The organism is Pseudonocardia sp. DxW (assembly GCF_058448985.1).
Genome location: NZ_JBZFLK010000011.1, coordinates 196,913 through 214,204, shown reverse-complemented (window position 1 = coordinate 214,204; position 17,292 = coordinate 196,913). Strand labels below are relative to the sequence as shown.

Genomic DNA, 17,292 nt, shown 5'->3' with positions numbered 1-17,292 from the left:
CGGCCGCCCGGGGAGTAGAACGTACTCATGGGTAACTCCGAGGGGAACACGACGGTCAACCACCAGGTCCGGCTCGCGGCCCGGCCGACCGGCACGCCGGGCCCGGAGGTCTGGGAGCACACGACCGAGCCGGTCCCGGTCCCCGGGCCGGGCCGGCTGGTCGTGCGGGTCAGCCACATCTCGCTGGACCCGGCGATGCGCGGCTGGATGAACGCCGGCCGGTCCTACGTGCCGCCGGTCGAGATCGGCGCGGTCATGCGGGCGCTCGGGCTCGGCGAGGTCGTCGCGTCCGAGCACCCGGACTTCGCCGTCGGCGACGTCGTCACCGGGATCTTCGGCGTGCAGTCCCACGCCGAGAGCGACGGCTCCGGGCTGCAGAAGGTAGCCCCCACCGGCGACGTGCCGCCGGAGCGCTACCTGGCGCTGCTCGGCATGACCGGGATGACCGCGTACTTCGGGCTGTTCGACGTCGGCGCGCTCGCCGAGGGCGAGACCGTCGTCGTGTCCGGCGCGGCCGGCGCGGTCGGTTCCGTCGTCGGGCAGCTCGCGAAGATCAAGGGCTGCCGGGTGGTCGGCATCGCGGGCGGCCCGGAGAAGTGCGCCTGGCTGGTCGACGAGCTCGGCTTCGACGCCGCGATCGACTACCGCACCGAGGACGTCCGGAAGGCGCTGCGCAGCGCCGCACCGGACGGCATCGACGTGTACTTCGACAACGTCGGCGGCGAGATCCTGGACGCCGCGCTGACCCGGCTGCGGCGCGGCGCCCGGGTGGTCATCTGCGGGTCGATCTCCACCTACAACGCGACCGAGCCGCCGCCCGGGCCGTCGAACTACATGAGCCTGCTGGTCAACCGGGCCCGGATGGAGGGCTTCGTGGTGTTCGACTACGCCGACCGCTACGGCGAGGCCGCCGCCGAGCTGTCCGGCTGGCTGGCGCAGGGCCGGATCCGCAGCCGGGAGGACGTCGTCGACGGCACCGTGGACGACTTCCCGGACGTGCTGCTGCGGCTGTTCCGCGGCGAGAACACCGGCAAGCTGGTGCTCCGGCTGACCGGCTGACCGGCTGACCGGCTGATCGGGCCCCACCGGCCCGGGGCCGCGGCGCGGACCTCCATGATGGCGGGGTGCGCCTCGCGATCGCCCGGACCGCCGTCGTCGTCTCGGGGGCGGCGATCCTCGTGGTCGAGACCCTCGCGACCCGGCTGGTCGCGCCCTACGTCGGGCTCACCCTGGAGTCGACGACCGCGGTGATCGGGGTGGCGCTGGCCGGGATCGCGGCCGGCGCCGCGCTCGGCGGGCGCTGGGCGGACCGGCACGACCCGGTCGCCGTCGCCGCGCTGATGCTGGTGATCGGCGGCCTCGGGACGCTCGCGGTGCGCCCGGTCGTCCGGCTGCTCGGCCCGCTGCTCGGCGCCGGCCCGGTCGCCGCGGTGCTGCTCGTCGCGGCGTCCACCCTGGTGTCGGTGACCGCGCTGGCCGCCGTCACCCCGGCGGTGACCAAGGCCCGGTTGACCGGGCTGGACCGCTCCGGCGAGGTGGTCGGCGGGCTGTCCGCCGCCGGCACGCTCGGATCGCTGGCCGGCAGCTTCCTGACCGGCTTCGTGCTGGTCGCGCTGCTGCCGGTGAGCGCGATCCTGCTGGTGACCGCCGCCGCCTGCCTGCTGCTCGGGCTGGTCGTCGCGCCCCGGCGGCGGTGCGCCGACGTCGCGAAGGGCGGCGCGGCGGCGGTGCTGCTGGCCGTCGCGCTGGTCGCCGTCCCGGGCCGCTGCGACGCCGACACCACCTACTACTGCGCCTCGGTCACCGCCGATCCCACCGATCCGGCCGGCCGCTACCTGGTGCTCGACGACCTGCGGCACTCCTACGTGCGCCTCGGCGACCCGGCGCACCTGGAGTTCGCCTACACCCAGCGGTTCGCCGCCGCGATCGACACCGCCTTCGCCCCCGGCCGGCCGCTGGACGTCGTGCACGTCGGTGGCGGGGCGCTCACCATGCCGCGCTGGCTGGACGCGACCCGCCCCGGCGGCACGTCCACCGTGCTGGAGCTGGACGGCGGCGTGATCGACCTGGCCGTCCGCGAGCTGGAGGCGGGCGGCATCCCCGGCACCACCGTGCACACCGGCGACGCCCGGGTCGGCCTGGCCGAGCTGCCCGACGACTCGGCCGACGTGCTGATCGGCGACGCGTTCGGCGCCCGCTCGGTGCCCTGGCACCTGTCCACCACCGAGTTCCTCGACCACGTCCAGCGGGTGCTGCGGCCCGGCGGGCTTTACCTGCTCAACGTGATCGACCGGCACCCGCTGGACCTGGTCCGCGCCTCGGTCGCGACCGTGGACACCCGGTTCGGCACCACCATGGTGGTCGCCCGGCCCGACGAGTTCGAACCCGGCGGGGGCGGCAACGTCGTGCTCGTCGCCGCGGACCGGCCGATCGACCCGGTCGCGCTGGACGCCGCCGTCACCGGGTGGGGCGAGCCCGGCGCGGTGCTCGATCCGGCCCGCACCGCCGCGTTCGCCGGGGACGCGCCGGTGCTCACCGACGACCGGGCCCCGGTCGACCAGCTGATCACCACCGCGGCGGGGAACCGCTAGGGTCGCCGACGTCGGGGCGGAACCATCGAGGGGGACACGACGTGGCGACCTGGGACGATCTGCAGTCCTACGTGCGGGTGCGGTACGAGATCGTCCGGCAGAGCGCCGACGAGCTGCGCTTCCGGCTGCCGACGACCGGGGAGCGGAGTCAGCTCGTCGTCGTGAAGCGGGTCGAGGAGGGCGCCGGGCGCCCCGGAGTCGAGGTGACCGACGCCGCAGCGGCCGTCGCCGATCCCGACCAGGTGTGGGTGCAGATCGAGTCCCCGGTGGCCCGGCTCGCCGAGGTCGATGTCGCGCGGGCGCTGGAGCTGGCCGGCCCGTCGCCGGTCGGTGGGCTGGCCGCGGAGGAGGGCGTCCTGGTGTACCGGCACTCGATCCCGCTGCGGCCGGCAGCGCTCGACGGCTTCGAGTTCCCGTTCCGGCAGGTCGTGCACCTGGCCGACGAGCTGGAGCACGCGCTGACCGGCCGCGACGAGCACTGAATCGGGGCTACCCGGCCTGCGGGGCACCCACTCCCGCGAGGATCTCGCGCAGACCGGTCCGCGCCCGTGGGGCCAGCGGCCGGGCCGGTGCGCGGACCGTGGCGTCGTCGATGATGCCCCTGGCGACCAGCACCTCCTTGTGCACCGCCCAGGCCGGGCCCGGCTGGAGCCCGAAGACGATCAGCGGGAGCAGCCGGGCGAACCCGTCCCGCGCGCGGGCGGTCTCCCCGGCCGTCCAGTCGTCGAGGACCGGTCGGAGCAGGTCGGTGAACTCGCAGGCCGGCATGGTCCCGACCGCGCCGCCCGCGTACTCGTCGAGACAGAACTGGGCGTTCTGCCCGCCGAGCACGGCGAAGTCCCGGTCGGCGACGGCCTCCCGGACCGCGGCCACCTTGGGCGCGGTGGGCGGGGCCTCGACCTTCACCGAGGTGACCCCCGGCAGGTCGGCGAGCCGGGCGATCAGCTCCGGGGACATCGCCACACCGGTGACGCCCGGTGCGTCCTGGACCATCACCTCGCAGGCGGTGGCGGCGGCGACCTCGCCGTAGAACTCCACGATCTGCTGGGGCGACGGCTTGACCATGTAGGGCGGCAGCACCATCAGCGCGGTCGCGCCGTCCTGCTCGGCGGCCAGCGCCTGCTCGACGGCGGTCACCGTCGAGGTGGCGTTCACCCCGCACACCACCGGCACGGCGCCGGCGGCGGCGGCGTTGACGGTCTGCACGACGGTGCGGGTGACGGTGCTGCGCTCGTCGGCGGTGAGGGCGAAGGCCTCGCTCGCCATCCCGGACACCGCGACCCCGTCGGCGCCGGAATCGAGCTGGAAGCTCACGAGCCTGCGCAGCGAGTCCGGGTCGAGTGCGCCGTCGGGCCCGAAGGGCGTCGCCAGGATGGGCATCAGTCCGCGGGTGGCGGTCATCGTGTCGTCTCCGATGTGGTGTGGGTGGCCAGGGCCTCGGTGTCGATCTCGATCCCGAGCCCCGGCCCGTCCGGCAGCTGCATGTGGTCGGCGCCCACCTGCAGCGGCGTCCGCAGGATCCGCTGCCCGACCTCGGTGGATGTGGGCTGGTACTCGAACGCGAGGAGGTCCTCGACGGCAGCGGCGACGTGCAGCCCCGCGGCCAGCGCGATCCCGAGTGCGACCGAGTGGTGCGGCGCGACCGGGACGTGCCGGGCGGCGCAGAGCTCGGCGATGCCGATCGCCTCGGTGATACCGGTCCGGCCGATGTCGGGCTGGGCGATCGCGAGTGCGTCCGTCGCGAGCCAGTGCGCGAACTCGAACCGGTTGCGCAGGCTCTCGCCGACCGCGATCGGGATCGTCTCGTCGCCGAGGGCGCGATGGCCACGGTCGTCCTCCGGGGCGAGCGGGGCCTCCAGGAACCAGGCGTCCCGCGCGGCGAGCCCGCGGGCGAGCCGCCGCGCGTCGTGGCGCCGGTAGGCCCAGTGCCCGTCGACCGCCACCCGCAGCGACGGCGCCGCCGCGCGGACCGCGTCCACGGTGGCCAGATCCTGCTCGACACCGTGTCCGAGATGGAGCTTGACGGCCGTCGCGCCACGGGCGACCCAGTCGCGTGCGAGTTCGGCCCGCTCGGCGTCGGAGGCGCGGGGCAGTCCCGAGACGTAGGTCGGGATCCGCTGCCGGTACGCGCCGCCGAGCAGGGTGGCGACCGGCACCTCCAGGAGCCGGCCGGCCAGGTCCCACAGGGCGATGTCGACGGCGGCGAGCGCGTCGGCCTGGTGCCCTACCAGGTGGCCGCGCTCGCGCATCAGCTCGGCGGCGGCCCGGCCGACCGGGCGCGGGCTGCGGGCGTCCGCGCCGACGAGCTGCCCGGCCAGGGTCGTGCGGACGACGGCGGCGACGATCTCGGGACCGACCGGTGCGAGCGCCTCACCCCAGCCGACGGTGCCGTCCTCGGCGGTCAGCCGGACCAGCACCGTCTCGAAGCGCGGCGAGTACAGGCTGCGCCACGGCGGCCGGACCGCGTAACCGTCGGCGGGCCCGGTGCCGTCGGGGAGGACGCCGAGATAGGGCTCGTCGTTGTCGATCTTCAGGACGAAGGTGTCTACGGCAGCTATTCGCATCGATACATCCACTGACTGGTTGACATCATGCACACAGCGGATAACGTACGTCATCGAGAGTGGATGAGTCGATAACGACGTCGATACGGAGGTGGCGATGGCCGGTGAGCAGCAGGCGACCAATCAGAGCGTCGAGAGGGCCGCGGCGGTACTCGCCGCGTTCTCCGACACACGGGCGCTGCGAGTCGCCGATGTCGCGAACCGGGCGGGCCTCGGCCAGTCGACGACCTCCCGGATGCTCGCGACCCTGGAGGCGCTGGCCTACGTCGAGCGGGATGCGGCAGGCACGTACCGGCTGGGGGCCGCGGTGATCGAGCTGTCCGCGGCGGCGCTGAACCAGCACCCGGTGTTCCGGGCCGGTCGCCAGCCAGTGCAGGACCTGGCCGGGCGCACCGGGCTCGGGGCGAACCTGTCGGTACTGCGCGACTGGTCGGTGTTCTACCTCGCCAACTTCGAGGGCCCGGACGCGCCGCGCGCGGCCACCCTGGCCGGCAGGCACAACCCGTTGCACGCCACCGGGATGGGGAAGTGCCTGCTGCTCGACTCCACGCCGGAGCAGCGCCGCGACGTGCTCGGCGAGCTGCAGTCCTTCACCCGGCACACCATCGCCGCACACGACCCGCTGGACGACGAGCTGGACCGAACCCGGGAGCGCGGCTACGCGACCGAGATCGAGGAGCTGGCCTTCGGGCGGGCCTGCGTCGCGGCCCCCGTGCACGACGCGGACGGCCTGGTCGTCGCCGCCGTCTCGATCTCCGGCTCGCTGTCGGTGATCGACCTGGCCCGGCGGGAGCGGGAGCTCTCGGTGCAGGCGATCGAGACCGCCGACGCGATCAGCGTGACGCTGGGCTACACGAGCCCGGCCGAGGTCGGCACCGTCCCGCCGGCGGGGCGGTCGTGAGCGCCGCGGCGCTCACCTCGCGCCGGGGATTCCTCGGTCTCGCCGCGGCGGCGGCAACGGCGTCGCTGGTGGGATGCGGTCGGCAGCAGACCGGCACCGGTGACCTGGTCCTGGAGTTCCCGTCCTGGCAGGCGGAGGAGGGCAGCTTCGCGCCGTGGTGGCGCGAGCTCGTCGCCGCCTACGAGCAGCGGAACCCGGGGATCCGGATCAACCTCTACCCGATGCCATTCGACAGCTACGCGGACCAGCTGACGATCCGGTTCGCCGCGAACCAGCGGCCGGACATCCTGCACCTGCCGGCCCGCAACGCCGCCGAGTTCGCCGGGCGTGGCTGGCTGGAGTCGCTGCAGACCCGGCTGGACGGCACCGACATCGTGTCGTCCTGGACGCCGCTGCAGGAGGAGATGGCCTCCGACGGCGACCACTACGGGGTACTGCTGCTCGGCTACGGATACAGCCTCTACTGCAACGAGTCCCTGCTCAGCGCCGCCGGGCACCCGGTGCCGCGGACCACCGAGGAGCTGCTCGCGGCGGCCGAGGCGGTGACCGGCGACGGCGTCTACGGCTTCGGCGCGACCACGACCCAGAACCCGGACAACTACACCGAGCTGGCGGCCTTCGTCGTCGGCACCGGAGGCAGCCTGTTCGACGGCGACCGGGTCACCGCGACCACTCCCGAGACGATCCGCGGCCTGGACGCCTATCGCCGGGCGGTCGCGCAGGCGCCGCGCGGGATCCAGAGCCAGCAGCGCAACGAGCTGTTCCTCACCGGGAAGATCGCGATGCTGCTGGAGGGCCCGTTCTTCGCCTCTGAGCTGGAGGACGCCGACGAGCGGATCCGGCCGGGGCTCACCGTCGCGCGGGCCCCCTTCGCCCGCACCCCCGGCGGCACCTCGAACAGCATCCACATCCCCGAGGGCACCGATCCCCGGCGGGCCGAGGCGGCCTGGGAGTTCATCCGGCTCGCCTGCTCCCCGCAGTGGCAGCACCGCTACCGCGAGCTGACCGGGAACCCGATACCGCGCCGGAACCTCGACGACGAGCCGGCCGCGGGGAGCGAGCTCGCACTCGTCCAGCAGCTCGCCGACGAGGCGACCTCGATCTTCCCCGACAGCGAGGCGCAGCGGGAACGGTTCGGCCGGATCAGCGACATCGTCGCGGCCGCCGCGGTCTCGCTCATCACCGGCCGGGAGCCGACCACGGCGATCGCCGACACGCTCCAGGATCAGCTCGAGGAGGCGGTCCGCCCATGATCTCACCGGCCACCGGAACCACGACCGCGGACCCACCGGGTCCGTCCACCGGCCCCGCCCCCGGGCCGCGTCCGCTCCAGCGGCGCGCCCAGCGGCGCCGACGGCTGTTCGCCTACGGCACGCTCGCACCCACCCTGCTGGTCGTCGCCGTGCTGATGGCCTACCCGCTCTACGTCGCCCTGGACCTGAGCCTGCGCGGCGGTCAGATCTCCGACCTGCTGGACCTGAGCGACAATCCCTACACGCTCGGCAACTACGCCGAGGTGCTGAGCTCGTCCGGCCTGCTCGCCGACGTCGTCCGGTCCGTCGTCTACACGCTCGGGGTGGTGGTCCCGGCGTTCGCGATCGGGCTCGGCCTCGCGCTGCTGCTCAACCGGGCGTTCCCGGGCAGGCGGATCATCCGGCCGCTGGTGCTGCTGCCGTGGGCGGTGCCGGGCGTGGTCGTCGCCGCCGCGTTCAGCTGGATGCTCGACTCGTCCTACGGCGTGGTGAACTACCTGCTGCGCACGGTCGGGCTGATCGACGAGAACGTCGCCTGGCTCGCCGACAGCCGGACCGCGCTCGCCGCGGTGATCGTCCCGACGGTGTGGAAGTACTACCCGTTCTTCACCCTGATCCTGCTCGCGCAGCTGCAGTCGATCCCGGCCGAGCTGTATGAAGCGGCCCGGGTCGACGGTGCCTCGCCGGTGCGGCAGTTCCGGCACATCACCTGGCCTGCGATCGCGGGCGCGTCCACCCTCGCCGTCGTGATCACCGCGATCGGGGTGTTCCGCGAGTTCGACTTCATCTTCCCGCTCACCGGGGGTGGTCCGAACGAGGCCACCCAGACCCTGGCCGTGCGGATCTACACCGAGGCGTTCCAGTACTTCGAGATGGGCACCGCGACCGCGCTGGGCATCGTCACGATGGCGATCTGCGGGTTCTTCCTGCTGGCCGGTGGCCGCTCGATCCGACGGGAGTTCTCATGAGTGCCACGGCGCTCTCCGGCGGCCGCCGGTGGAGCCTGCTCGCACTGGCCGTCGTCGTGACCGGTGTGCTGATGTTCCCGGTCTACTGGATGATCATGACGTCGCTGGTTCCCAGCAACGACCTGCTGGTGGCCGAACCGCCGCTGGTACCGCCCGCGGACTCGGCGACGACCGAGGCGTGGACCGGGGTGATCGACGACCAGCCGGTCGGCCGCTGGCTGTGGAACTCGACGGTGACCACGCTCGGTGCGGCGATCATCTCGACCGCGGTGAGCACCCTGGGCGGGTACAGCCTGTCCCGGTTCCGGACCGCGGGTCAGCAGGCGATGGGATTCACCCTGCTGTTCAGCCGCATGCTGCCGGGAACCCTGCTGATCATCCCGTTGTTCGTGCTGTTCGCCGGGCTCGGGATGGTGAACAACCTCTGGTCGGTCACGCTGGTCAACATCGCGGCCACCGTTCCGTTCACCACCTGGTTGATGAAGGGGTTCGTCGACTCGGTACCCGCCGAGCTCGAACAGTCCGCGATGATCGACGGTTGCGGCCGGCTGCGCGCGCTCTGGTATGTGGTGGTCCCGCTGCTCAAGCCGGGGATCGCCGCGACCTTCGTCTACGCATCCATCCTGACCTGGGGTGACTTCCTCTTCGCCCGCACGCTGATGGGCGATCCGCAGGGCTGGACGGTGACCGTCGGGATCGCGACGTTCATCGGTGAGTTCAGCATCGACTGGTCCGGCCTGATGGCGATCGGCCTCATGTCGACGGTGCCGATGGTGCTGCTGTTCATCGTGCTCGAACCGTTCCTGTCCCGCGGGATGACGGCCGGGGCGGTGAAGGGATGACCGCCGCACAGGACCTGATGGCGACCCTGCGCGAGACCAGGCTGCTGGCCATCGTGCGCGGCGCGGACCGCGTGGCGAGTGTGGCCACCGCGCTGGCACTGGTCGAGGAGGGGGTGCGGGCGCTGGAGATCTCGCTGAGCGGCCACGAACCGCTCGCGGTGATCGAGGAGGTGGCGGCGCGCACGGCGGGCCGGGCCGCGGTCGGCGCAGGCACCGTGCTCACCCCCGCCCAGGCGGACGCCGCCGTCGCGGCCGGTGCCCGGTTCGTGGTGACGCCCGCGGTGGCCGGCTCCGTGCCGCACGCCGTCGCGGCCGGGCTGCCGGTGCTCTGCGGCGCCCTCACCCCGACCGAGGTGGCCACCGCGGTCGGGCACGGCGCCACCGCGGTGAAGATCTTCCCGGCGTCGACCGTCGGCCCCGGCTACCTGGACGCGCTGGCGGGGCCCTTTCCCGGTCTGGACACCGTGCCCGTCGGCGGGATCGGGAAGGACCAGGCCGTCGAGTACCTCGCTCACGGCGCCTGTGCGGTCGGGGTCGCCGGCCCGCTGTGCGGTGACGCCCCGGACGGCGGCGACCTGGCGGCCCTGCGGCACCGGACCCGCGCGTTCCTGCAGGCGGTGCAGCCGTGATCGATCTGCTGGTCGCCGGTGAGGTGATGACCGCGGTCCGCTGCGACGGCCCGCTGCGCCTCGGCGGGAGCGCGACGGTGTCGGTGGTCGGCGCGGAGGCCGGCGTCGCGATCGGCGCCGCCCGGCTCGGGCACAGCACGGCGCTGGGCGGCCGGGTCGGCGCCGACGAGTCCGGGGCACTGGTCCGGCGCACGCTGGCCGCCGAGCAGGTGGCCCTCGACGCCGTCGTCACCGATCCGGAGGCCACCACCGGGCTGGTGCTCTTCGAGCGCCGCACGCCCGACCTGACCCGGGTCGAGTACCACCGGCGCGGGTCGGCCGGGTCCCGGTGGGGGCCTGCGGACCTCGCTCCCGCGCTCGCCCTGCGGCCGCGGGCGGTACACCTCTCCGGGGTCACCGCGGCGCTGTCCGAGTCCTGTCGCGCGGCCTGCGCCGAGCTCGCCCGCCGGGCCCGCCTGCTCGGCGCCGTGGTGTCGTTCGACCTCAACCACCGCCCCGCCCTGTGGCCCGGCGACGTGGCGGGCCCGGAGCTCGCCGCACTGGCCGGGCTGGCCGATGTCGTGATCGGATCCCCCGAGGAGTTCGACCTGATCGGGGCGGCCGACCCGGCCGGCCTGCTGGCCGGGGTCCCCGGCGAGGTCGTGGTCAAGAACGGTGCACACGGCGCGACCAGCCACGACGCCGACGGGACCCGGCACCAGCCTGCGCTGCGGGTCCGGGCGGTGGACCCGGTCGGCGCAGGCGACGCCTTCTGCGCCGGCTGGCTCTCGGCCCTGCTGGACGGCGCCGACCGCACCGAACGGCTCCGCCGGGCGGTCACCGTCGGGGCCTTCGCGGTCACCGCCCGCGGCGACTGGGAGGGCCTGCCCCGCCGCGACGAGCTGTCCCTGCTGGGCCTGCCCGACGGCGCCGTCGTGCGCTGAGCACCGCCGCCCCGATCCCGCACGAACTCGACGAGGAGACCCCATGGCAGCCGTCACCTTCGACAAGGCATCCCGGATCTACCCGGGGACCCCGCCGGTGCGCGCGGTCGACACCCTGGACCTGAGCATCGCCGACGGTGAGTTCCTGGTCCTCGTCGGCCCGTCCGGCTCCGGCAAGTCCACCGCGCTGCGGATGCTCGCCGGCCTGGAGGACACCGACGAGGGCGCGATCCACATCGGCGACCGGGACGTCACCGACGCGGCGCCGAAGGACCGGGACATCGCGATGGTGTTCCAGTCGTACGCGCTCTACCCGCACATGACCGTCGCCGAGAACATGGGGTTTGCGCTGCGCCTGCAGAAGGTGCCACCGGTGCAGCGCCGCGCCAGGGTGGAGACGGCCGCCGAGCTACTCGATCTTACCCGCTACCTGGACCGTCGGCCACGGGCGCTGTCCGGCGGGCAGCGCCAGCGGGTGGCGATGGGCCGGGCGATCGTGCGGGAGCCGTCGGTCTTCCTGATGGACGAGCCGTTGTCCAACCTCGACGCCAAGCTGCGGGTCGAGACCCGGGCCAACATCGCCGCGCTGCAGCAGCGGCTGGGCACGACCACCGTCTACGTCACGCACGACCAGACCGAGGCGATGACGATGGGCGACCGGGTCGCCGTGCTGCGCGACGGGCGCCTGCAACAGTGCGCCCCGCCGCGCGAGCTCTACGACCGGCCGGTCAACGCGTTCGTCGCCGGGTTCATCGGGTCGCCCGCGATGAACCTGCTGCCCGGCCGGATCGTCGACGACGGGATCGTCGTCGACACGCACCGGATCGGTGACGCGAGCGGATGGCGGCTCGACGAGCTCGGCGCGGACCGCGCGGTCCGGGTCGGCGTGCGGCCGGAGGGGCTGCGGCTCGCCGCGGACGGCCTGCCGATCGTCGTGGACCTGGTCGAGGAGCTCGGCTCGGACAGCTTCCTGCACGGCCGGTACACCGACGCCGGCGGCGAGGGGCACCGGCTGACCGTCCGGCTGCCCGCCTCGACGCCGTCCCCGACCATCGGGGGTGTCGTCCGGGTCGCCGTCGATCCCGCCGCGGTCCACCTGTTCCACCCGGGCACCGACGAGCGGCTGGGACAGCGGCGCAGCTCACACTTGACCTCAACCGGGGTTGAGGTCGTTGGCTGAGCCGCATGGCCGACTACACGCTTCCGGACCTGCCCTACGACTACTCAGCCCTGGCGCCGCACATCGCGCCGGAGATCATGGAGCTGCACCACTCCAAGCACCACAACACCTACGTGCAGGGCCTGAACGCCACCCTGGAGAAGCTCGCCGACTCCCGCGAGCGCAACGACTTCGGTGCGATCGTCGGTCTCGAGAAGACCCTCGCGTTCAACCTGGGCGGGCACGTCAACCACTCCGCGTTCTGGAAGAACCTCTCCCCGGACGGCGGCGACAAGCCCACCGGTGACCTCGCCTCGGCGATCGACGAGAACTTCGGCTCCTTCGACGCGTTCCAGGCGCACTTCACCGCCGCCGCCACCACCATCCAGGGCTCCGGCTGGGCCATCCTCGGCTACGACCGGCTCGGTGGCCGGCTGCTGATCCACCAGCTCTACGACCAGCAGTCCCAGCTGCCGGCCGGCCAGACCCCGATCGTGCTGCTCGACATGTGGGAGCACGCGTTCTACCTGCAGTACAAGAACGTGAAGCCGGACTACGTCAAGGCCTGGTGGAACGTCGTCGACTGGGCGGACGCCGCGCAGCGGTTCGCCGACGCGAAGGGCTGAGCGCGCTCAGCCCGGGACCGGGGCGGTGCCCGCCGGGTAGCCGGTGGCGCCGTCCCGGTGCCCGATCGGGGCGAGCTCGGTGACGGTCGGGTGGCCTGCGGCGAGCAGTGCGACGTCGGTGCCGGGCTCGGCCTCGCCGTACTGCTCGGAGACCAGCGCCCGCAGGCCAGCGGGCCGCCCTCCGTCGGGCCCGCGGTGCACCATCCGCACCCGGACCGCGCCGGAGTCGCACAGTCGCGCCTCGCGCGGCGCGGGCAGCTCCGCGGGCGCGACGTCCGGGACGTTCACCGACCAGGCGGTTCCCGCGGGGCGGGCGGCGAGGCGCTCCAGCAGCTCCGGGAGCAGCCCGGTGGCCGCCGCCCAGTGCGGGTGCTCGGGCAGCCGCAGACCGCAGTGCAGCGAGAACGCGATCCCGGACCAGCCGTTCAGCGAGCCGGCCAGCACCGCCCCGACGGTGCCGGAGTGCAGCACCTGACCGCCGGTGTTCGCACCCGGGTTGATCCCGGACAGCACGACGTCGGGCTCCCGGGAGAACCAGCCCTGCCCGGCCGCGCGCACGATGAACCCGGGATCGGCGTCGACGCCGTAGGCCGGGATTCCGTCGAGCGCCGGGATCGTGTGCTCGGTGACACCGATGTGCCCGTCGGTCAGCACGCACCGGACCGATCCGCCGGCACCGCTGGCGTCCCCGGCCGGGGCCGCGACGATCACGTCCAGACCGGTGTCACGGGTCGCTCGGGCGAGCGCGTGCAGGCCGGGGGCGTGCACGCCGTCGTCGTTGGTCAGCAGGGCGAGGGGCACGCTCGTCACACTAGGCGCGGCCCGGCCTGACACCGGGACCGGTGGTGCAGCATGATCGGGCACCGGATCGCTGCGCGGACCGTCTGCATCGATCCACCCGGAATCCGGAGGAGGACAGCGTGACGACCTGGGAGTACAGCAGCATCACCCCGGACGACCTGGCGATCGACACGCTCGGACCGGCCCGGATCACCTCGCCGCTGGCCCCGCTGCTGGACGCCCGCCGCACCACCGAGCACTACGTGGACGCCGGGGACCGGGTGCTGCTCGACGACACCGCCGCCGGGCTCAAGTCGCGCGGCGTCGACGTCGAGGAGCTGCCCGGCCTGGAGCCGTGCGGCCCGCGCCGCGAGATCTACTTCGACCCGTCCAAGACCCGGGCCGGGATCGTCACCTGCGGCGGGCTGTGCCCCGGCCTGAACGACGTCATCGCCGGCCTGGTCCGCACCCTCACCTACCACTACGGCGTCCGGAGGGTCGTCGGCTTCCGCAACGGCTACCGCGGCTTCATCTCCTCCTACGGGCACGACGTCGTCGAGCTGTCCCCGGAGTCGGTGCGCGACATCCCGGTCGACGGCGGCACCTTCCTCGGCACCTCGCGCGGCCCGCAGGACCCGGGCGAGATCGTCGACTGCCTGGAGCAGATGCACCTCAACGTGCTGTTCGTGATCGGCGGCGACGGCACCATGCGCGGGGCGATGGAGATCGCCAGGGTGGTCGCCGAGCGGGGCCTGCGGATCGCCATCGTCGGGATCCCGAAGACGATCGACAACGACATCCCCTTCATCGACCAGAGCTTCGGCTTCCAGACGGCGTTCTCGCAGGCCAGCGAGGCGATCCGGTCGGTGACGGTGGAGGCCAAGTCCACCCCGGGCGGGGTCGGCCTGGTGAAGCTGATGGGCCGGCACTCCGGTTTCATCGCCTGCTACGCCTCGCTGGTCCGGTCCGACGCCGACGCGGTGCTGATCCCGGAGGTCCCGTTCGAGCTGGACGGCGAGACCGGCCTGCTGCACCACCTGCGCCGGCGGGTGTCCCAGCGCGGGCACGCGGTCGTCGTGGTCGCCGAGGGGGCGGGGCAGGAGCTGCTGCCGCCGGTCGGGCGGACCGACGCCTCGGGCAACGCCAAGCTCGCCGACATCGGCCCGTGGCTCAAGGAACGGATCGGCGACTCGTTCGCCGAGGCCGGCATGGAGACCACGGTCCGCTACGTCGATCCGAGCTACATCATCCGCAGCGTCCCGGCGAACCCCTACGACAGCGTCTACACCGTCCGGCTGTCGCAGGCCGCGGTGCACGCGGCGATGTCCGGGCGGACGTCGATGGTGGTCGGCCGGGTCCGGCGCCGGTTCGTGCACATCCCGATGACCCTCGCGGTGAGCCGGCGCAACCAGGTCGACCCGCACGGCGACCTGTGGATGGCGGTGCTGGAGTCGACCGGGCAGCCGTGGCGGTTCGGCGAGGACTCCGGCGCGCCGACCAGGGCGCCGCACTCCTGACGGTCCGGCCCGGCGCTCAGTTCAGGTGCGCGCGGTGCCTGCGGGCCTCGACGCGCACCTCGTCGAGCACCTCGGCGCCGGACCGCGATCCCCGGCCCGGGCCGTCCGCCCAGGACTCCATCAGCCGGGCGGCCTCGTCCCACCGGGCCTGCGCGGCCAGCACCTCGCCGAGCTGGCGGATCAGGTCGGGGCCCTGGTGCCGCAGGCCCAGCCGCATCCGCAGCACCCACTCCAGGTTCACGTGGTCCTTCGTGCGGGCGTAGTTGGCGCGCAGGTTGTCCAGCATCCGGGCCAGGATCTGCCGGGTCGAGGTGCGGGGGAGCAGGCCGGGCCCGAACGGCACCTCCGGCCCGGCCCCGGTGGTGGCCCGGTACAGCGCCTCGCAGCCCGCCGGGTCCAGCCGCCGCCCCTGGTCGAACATGTCCAGGTAGCGCTGGGTGCCGGGCAGCCGGACCAGGAAGTGCCCTGGCATCCCGACGCCCTCCAGCGCCACCCCGGCCCGGCGCCCGACCTCGATCGCCACCACCGACAGCGTGATCGGGATGCCGATGCGGCGCTCCAGCACGTCGGGCAGGAACGAGTTGCGCGGGTCGCGGTAGTTCGCGCTGTCGCCGGTGAACCCGGCCTCGGTGAACAGCCGGTGCAGCAGCGACTCCGGCCCGCTGACGCCGTCGGCCAGCTCGTCGAGGCGGGTGCGGGCGCGGACCGCGTCGGCGGCGGCCCGCGCCGGGTCGGCGGCGGCTCCGGCGGCGATGGCGAGGGCGCCCTCGTCGAGCGAGGGCTCCGGGCCGGTCACCATCCGGAGGAAGCGGGACACCGGGTCGGCGGCGCGATCGGGCTGCGTCACCGCGTCACTCTGTCACTTCCCCGGCACCTCCGGCCGCGTCACATCCGTCACGGCGGGTTCATCACGACCCGGACGACGGTGCCCTGGACCTGACCGGGATCGTCGTCGGCGGTCCACACCTGCAGCACGTCGGCCAGCTCGGAGGCCAGCCACAGGCCGCGGCCCCGCTCGCCGGACGGCGGCGGGGCGGCCAGGCCGGGGAAGGCCAGCCGGCCGGGCACCGTGTCGGTCATCTCGGCGACCAGGCCGGCGGGGGTCCGCCACATGCGCAGCACCGGGCACCCCGATCCGTGCTCGATCCCGTTGCTGACCAGCTCGTTCACCGCGAGCACCAGGTCCTCGACGCGGGCCGGGCCGAGCCCGGACAGCTGTCCCTCGCGGCGCACGGTGTGCCGCATCCCGGACAGCCGGTGCAGCTCGACCGGTTCGACGAGCAGCGGCCCCCCGAGATCGGCGGGCGGCCGCTGCGGGTTCTCCTGCAGCAGCTCGTGGTCGTCGCGGCGGTGCGTGCTGGGCACGGCCGCGCCGTCGACGAGGAACTCGTCGTGCAGCGCGCCGGCCTGCTCGCGGGCGCCGTCCTGGTCGGCGAAGCAGCACAGCATCTCCACCGGCAGCGCCCGCATCGCGTACCCGATCGCGAGATCCAGCCGGGTCCAGTACGACGGATCGGCCCCGGGCAGGGCGACCGGCTGGGCGACCGCGCAGACGCCGGACGCGCCCTCGGCGATCGCGTCCCGCACGGTGCGGCTCCACCGGCCCGCGACGGTGAACGGCGGCGCCGAGTGCAGCTCCTCCGGCCGGACGTAGCGCACCCCGGCCTCGTCACCGAGCGCCCGCTCCAGCTCGGCGCGGCACCGCGGCTCGACGACGACGATCGCCCGGCGGCCGCGTTCCAGCGCCCCGGTGACCGGCCCGGTCAGCACCTGGGCCTGGTGCTCCGGGGTGCGGTACGGCACGGCCCGGTGCACGAGCCCGGGCAGCGGATCCTGCGTCGTGGGGGGCGAGCTCATCGGCACTGGCGGTGGGTCGTGTTCATCGGCGTCGGCGCTCCACGTCGGAGTCGGCCCGGCGGGCTGCAGGCCGTCCTACGCGCTCCGACCATAGCCAAGGAGCGCCGATCGCGCGGGACGGGGCGTGTGGGTTTGGTGACTTCACCGACTCCGGGTACCCGTGGTGGGGTAGAGACACGGTGATCGGCACCGGTGGGTGTGCCGGAGCGAGGGGAGTGACGGATGCGCGTCTTCAACGGGGTCGACGAGCTGCGGGCGGCGAAGGGGACCGAGGTCGGTGTCTCGGAGTGGTTCGCGGTCGCCCAGGAGCGGATCGACGGGTTCGCCGACGCGACGGAGGACCACCAGTGGATCCACGTCGACGCCGCGAAGGCCGCCGACGGTCCGTTCGGCACCACCATCGCGCACGGCTTCCTGACCCTGTCGCTGCTGTCGAGGCTGGTACAGGACGTCTACCGGATCGACGGCGTGCGGATGGGGGTCAACTACGGCCTCAACAAGGTCCGGTTCACCAGCCCCGTCCCGGTCGACAGCCGGGTCCGGGCGCGGGTCGAGCTGGTCGACGTCGCCGACGTCACCGGCGGGGTGCAGCTCACCATCGGGGTGACCGTCGAGATCGAGGGCTCCGAGAAGCCTGCGCTGGTCGCCGAGTGGCTCACCCGCCAGTACGTCTGAGTGGAAC

General features: G+C 73.7%; 18 protein-coding genes. 13 read left to right on the top strand and 5 right to left on the bottom strand.

What is annotated here, in order from left to right; genetic code table 11:
- Positions 1–27 precede the first annotated feature (27 nt).
- The 3 genes from ACVJO7_RS19050 to ACVJO7_RS19040 all read left to right on the top strand — a co-directional run bounded on the left by ACVJO7_RS19050 (position 28) and on the right by ACVJO7_RS19040 (position 3,073).
- Positions 28–1,059, top strand: coding sequence for an NADP-dependent oxidoreductase (locus ACVJO7_RS19050; protein WP_491673997.1), 1,032 nt, complete (start codon positions 28–30; stop codon positions 1,057–1,059).
- A 65-nt stretch (positions 1,060–1,124) separates the two neighbouring features.
- Positions 1,125–2,591 (top strand): fused MFS/spermidine synthase, encoded by a 1,467-nt coding sequence (locus tag ACVJO7_RS19045; RefSeq protein ID WP_491673996.1) that lies wholly within the window; start codon positions 1,125–1,127, stop codon positions 2,589–2,591.
- 41 nt (positions 2,592–2,632) lie between these two features.
- Positions 2,633–3,073 carry a hypothetical protein gene (locus ACVJO7_RS19040; RefSeq protein ID WP_085913297.1) on the top strand — a complete coding sequence of 147 codons (441 nt, stop codon included), beginning with the start codon at positions 2,633–2,635 and terminating at the stop codon, positions 3,071–3,073.
- A gap of 7 nt (positions 3,074–3,080) precedes the next feature.
- On the opposite strand, the gene ACVJO7_RS19035 is transcribed toward ACVJO7_RS19040, so the two are convergent.
- Both ACVJO7_RS19035 and ACVJO7_RS19030 read right to left on the bottom strand, forming a co-directional pair.
- Complete coding sequence (locus ACVJO7_RS19035; RefSeq protein ID WP_491673995.1) at positions 3,081–3,992, bottom strand: dihydrodipicolinate synthase family protein; 912 nt, start codon at positions 3,990–3,992, stop codon at positions 3,081–3,083.
- Entirely contained in the window at positions 3,989–5,155 is a 1,167-nt protein-coding gene (locus tag ACVJO7_RS19030) for a mandelate racemase/muconate lactonizing enzyme family protein (protein WP_085913396.1), read from the bottom strand. The genes ACVJO7_RS19035 and ACVJO7_RS19030 overlap by 4 nt, the downstream gene beginning before the upstream one ends.
- A 97-nt stretch (positions 5,156–5,252) precedes the next feature.
- On the opposite strand from ACVJO7_RS19030, the gene ACVJO7_RS19025 reads away from it, so the two are divergent.
- From ACVJO7_RS19025 to ACVJO7_RS18990, 8 genes are read left to right on the top strand one after another with little or no spacing between them, the layout of a single operon-like run.
- Positions 5,253–6,056, top strand: coding sequence for an IclR family transcriptional regulator (locus ACVJO7_RS19025; RefSeq protein ID WP_491673994.1), 804 nt, complete (start codon positions 5,253–5,255; stop codon positions 6,054–6,056).
- Positions 6,053–7,309, top strand: coding sequence for an ABC transporter substrate-binding protein (locus ACVJO7_RS19020; protein ID WP_491673993.1), 1,257 nt, complete (start codon positions 6,053–6,055; stop codon positions 7,307–7,309). The genes ACVJO7_RS19025 and ACVJO7_RS19020 overlap by 4 nt, the downstream gene beginning before the upstream one ends.
- Positions 7,306–8,277, top strand: a complete 972-nt coding sequence (locus ACVJO7_RS19015; protein ID WP_491673992.1) for a carbohydrate ABC transporter permease — start codon at positions 7,306–7,308, stop codon at positions 8,275–8,277. The genes ACVJO7_RS19020 and ACVJO7_RS19015 overlap by 4 nt, the downstream gene beginning before the upstream one ends.
- Positions 8,274–9,119: a carbohydrate ABC transporter permease gene (locus tag ACVJO7_RS19010; RefSeq protein WP_085913293.1), complete on the top strand. Its 846-nt coding sequence runs from the start codon at positions 8,274–8,276 to the stop codon at positions 9,117–9,119. Before ACVJO7_RS19015 ends, ACVJO7_RS19010 begins: the two co-directional genes overlap by 4 nt.
- A complete protein-coding gene (locus ACVJO7_RS19005) occupies positions 9,116–9,748 on the top strand; it encodes a bifunctional 4-hydroxy-2-oxoglutarate aldolase/2-dehydro-3-deoxy-phosphogluconate aldolase (RefSeq protein WP_491673991.1) in 633 nt (210 codons plus the stop codon). Before ACVJO7_RS19010 ends, ACVJO7_RS19005 begins: the two co-directional genes overlap by 4 nt.
- Positions 9,745–10,671, top strand: a complete 927-nt coding sequence (locus ACVJO7_RS19000) for a sugar kinase (protein WP_232021307.1) — start codon at positions 9,745–9,747, stop codon at positions 10,669–10,671. Before ACVJO7_RS19005 ends, ACVJO7_RS19000 begins: the two co-directional genes overlap by 4 nt.
- Before the next feature lie 43 nt (positions 10,672–10,714).
- A complete protein-coding gene (locus ACVJO7_RS18995) occupies positions 10,715–11,851 on the top strand; it encodes an ABC transporter ATP-binding protein (protein WP_491673990.1) in 1,137 nt (378 codons plus the stop codon).
- Between the two features lie 5 nt (positions 11,852–11,856).
- Positions 11,857–12,456 carry a superoxide dismutase gene (locus tag ACVJO7_RS18990; protein ID WP_491673989.1) on the top strand — a complete coding sequence of 200 codons (600 nt, stop codon included), beginning with the start codon at positions 11,857–11,859 and terminating at the stop codon, positions 12,454–12,456.
- 6 nt (positions 12,457–12,462) lie between these two features.
- On the opposite strand, the gene surE is transcribed toward ACVJO7_RS18990, so the two are convergent.
- Complete coding sequence (gene surE, locus ACVJO7_RS18985) at positions 12,463–13,257, bottom strand: 5'/3'-nucleotidase SurE (RefSeq protein ID WP_491673988.1); 795 nt, start codon at positions 13,255–13,257, stop codon at positions 12,463–12,465.
- A gap of 119 nt (positions 13,258–13,376) precedes the next feature.
- Between surE and ACVJO7_RS18980 the strand changes: the two genes are divergently transcribed.
- Positions 13,377–14,753, top strand: coding sequence for an ATP-dependent 6-phosphofructokinase (locus tag ACVJO7_RS18980; protein WP_344021436.1), 1,377 nt, complete (start codon positions 13,377–13,379; stop codon positions 14,751–14,753).
- A gap of 16 nt (positions 14,754–14,769) precedes the next feature.
- Here ACVJO7_RS18980 and ACVJO7_RS18975 read toward each other — a convergent pair whose 3' ends face one another.
- Together ACVJO7_RS18975 and ACVJO7_RS18970 are read right to left on the bottom strand one after the other, a co-directional pair.
- Entirely contained in the window at positions 14,770–15,600 is an 831-nt protein-coding gene (locus ACVJO7_RS18975; RefSeq protein WP_491673987.1) for a transglutaminase family protein, read from the bottom strand.
- 47 nt (positions 15,601–15,647) lie between these two features.
- Positions 15,648–16,610: an ATP-binding protein gene (locus tag ACVJO7_RS18970; protein ID WP_491673986.1), complete on the bottom strand. Its 963-nt coding sequence runs from the start codon at positions 16,608–16,610 to the stop codon at positions 15,648–15,650.
- A gap of 222 nt (positions 16,611–16,832) precedes the next feature.
- Between ACVJO7_RS18970 and ACVJO7_RS18965 the strand changes: the two genes are divergently transcribed.
- Positions 16,833–17,285, top strand: a complete 453-nt coding sequence (locus tag ACVJO7_RS18965; RefSeq protein WP_491673985.1) for a MaoC family dehydratase — start codon at positions 16,833–16,835, stop codon at positions 17,283–17,285.
- Positions 17,286–17,292 lie beyond the last annotated feature (7 nt).

Coding starts and splice junctions, on each gene's coding strand:
- ACVJO7_RS19050 (WP_491673997.1), top strand. CDS start 28: ATGGGTAACTCCGAGGGGAACACGACGGTCAACCACCAGGTCCGGCTC.
- ACVJO7_RS19035 (WP_491673995.1), bottom strand. CDS start 3,992: ATGACCGCCACCCGCGGACTGATGCCCATCCTGGCGACGCCCTTCGGG.
- ACVJO7_RS19030 (WP_085913396.1), bottom strand. CDS start 5,155: ATGCGAATAGCTGCCGTAGACACCTTCGTCCTGAAGATCGACAACGAC.
- ACVJO7_RS19025 (WP_491673994.1), top strand. CDS start 5,253: ATGGCCGGTGAGCAGCAGGCGACCAATCAGAGCGTCGAGAGGGCCGCG.
- ACVJO7_RS19015 (WP_491673992.1), top strand. CDS start 7,306: ATGATCTCACCGGCCACCGGAACCACGACCGCGGACCCACCGGGTCCG.
- ACVJO7_RS19010 (WP_085913293.1), top strand. CDS start 8,274: ATGAGTGCCACGGCGCTCTCCGGCGGCCGCCGGTGGAGCCTGCTCGCA.
- ACVJO7_RS19005 (WP_491673991.1), top strand. CDS start 9,116: ATGACCGCCGCACAGGACCTGATGGCGACCCTGCGCGAGACCAGGCTG.
- ACVJO7_RS18995 (WP_491673990.1), top strand. CDS start 10,715: ATGGCAGCCGTCACCTTCGACAAGGCATCCCGGATCTACCCGGGGACC.
- ACVJO7_RS18990 (WP_491673989.1), top strand. CDS start 11,857: ATGGCCGACTACACGCTTCCGGACCTGCCCTACGACTACTCAGCCCTG.
- ACVJO7_RS18970 (WP_491673986.1), bottom strand. CDS start 16,610: ATGAGCTCGCCCCCCACGACGCAGGATCCGCTGCCCGGGCTCGTGCAC.
- ACVJO7_RS18965 (WP_491673985.1), top strand. CDS start 16,833: ATGCGCGTCTTCAACGGGGTCGACGAGCTGCGGGCGGCGAAGGGGACC.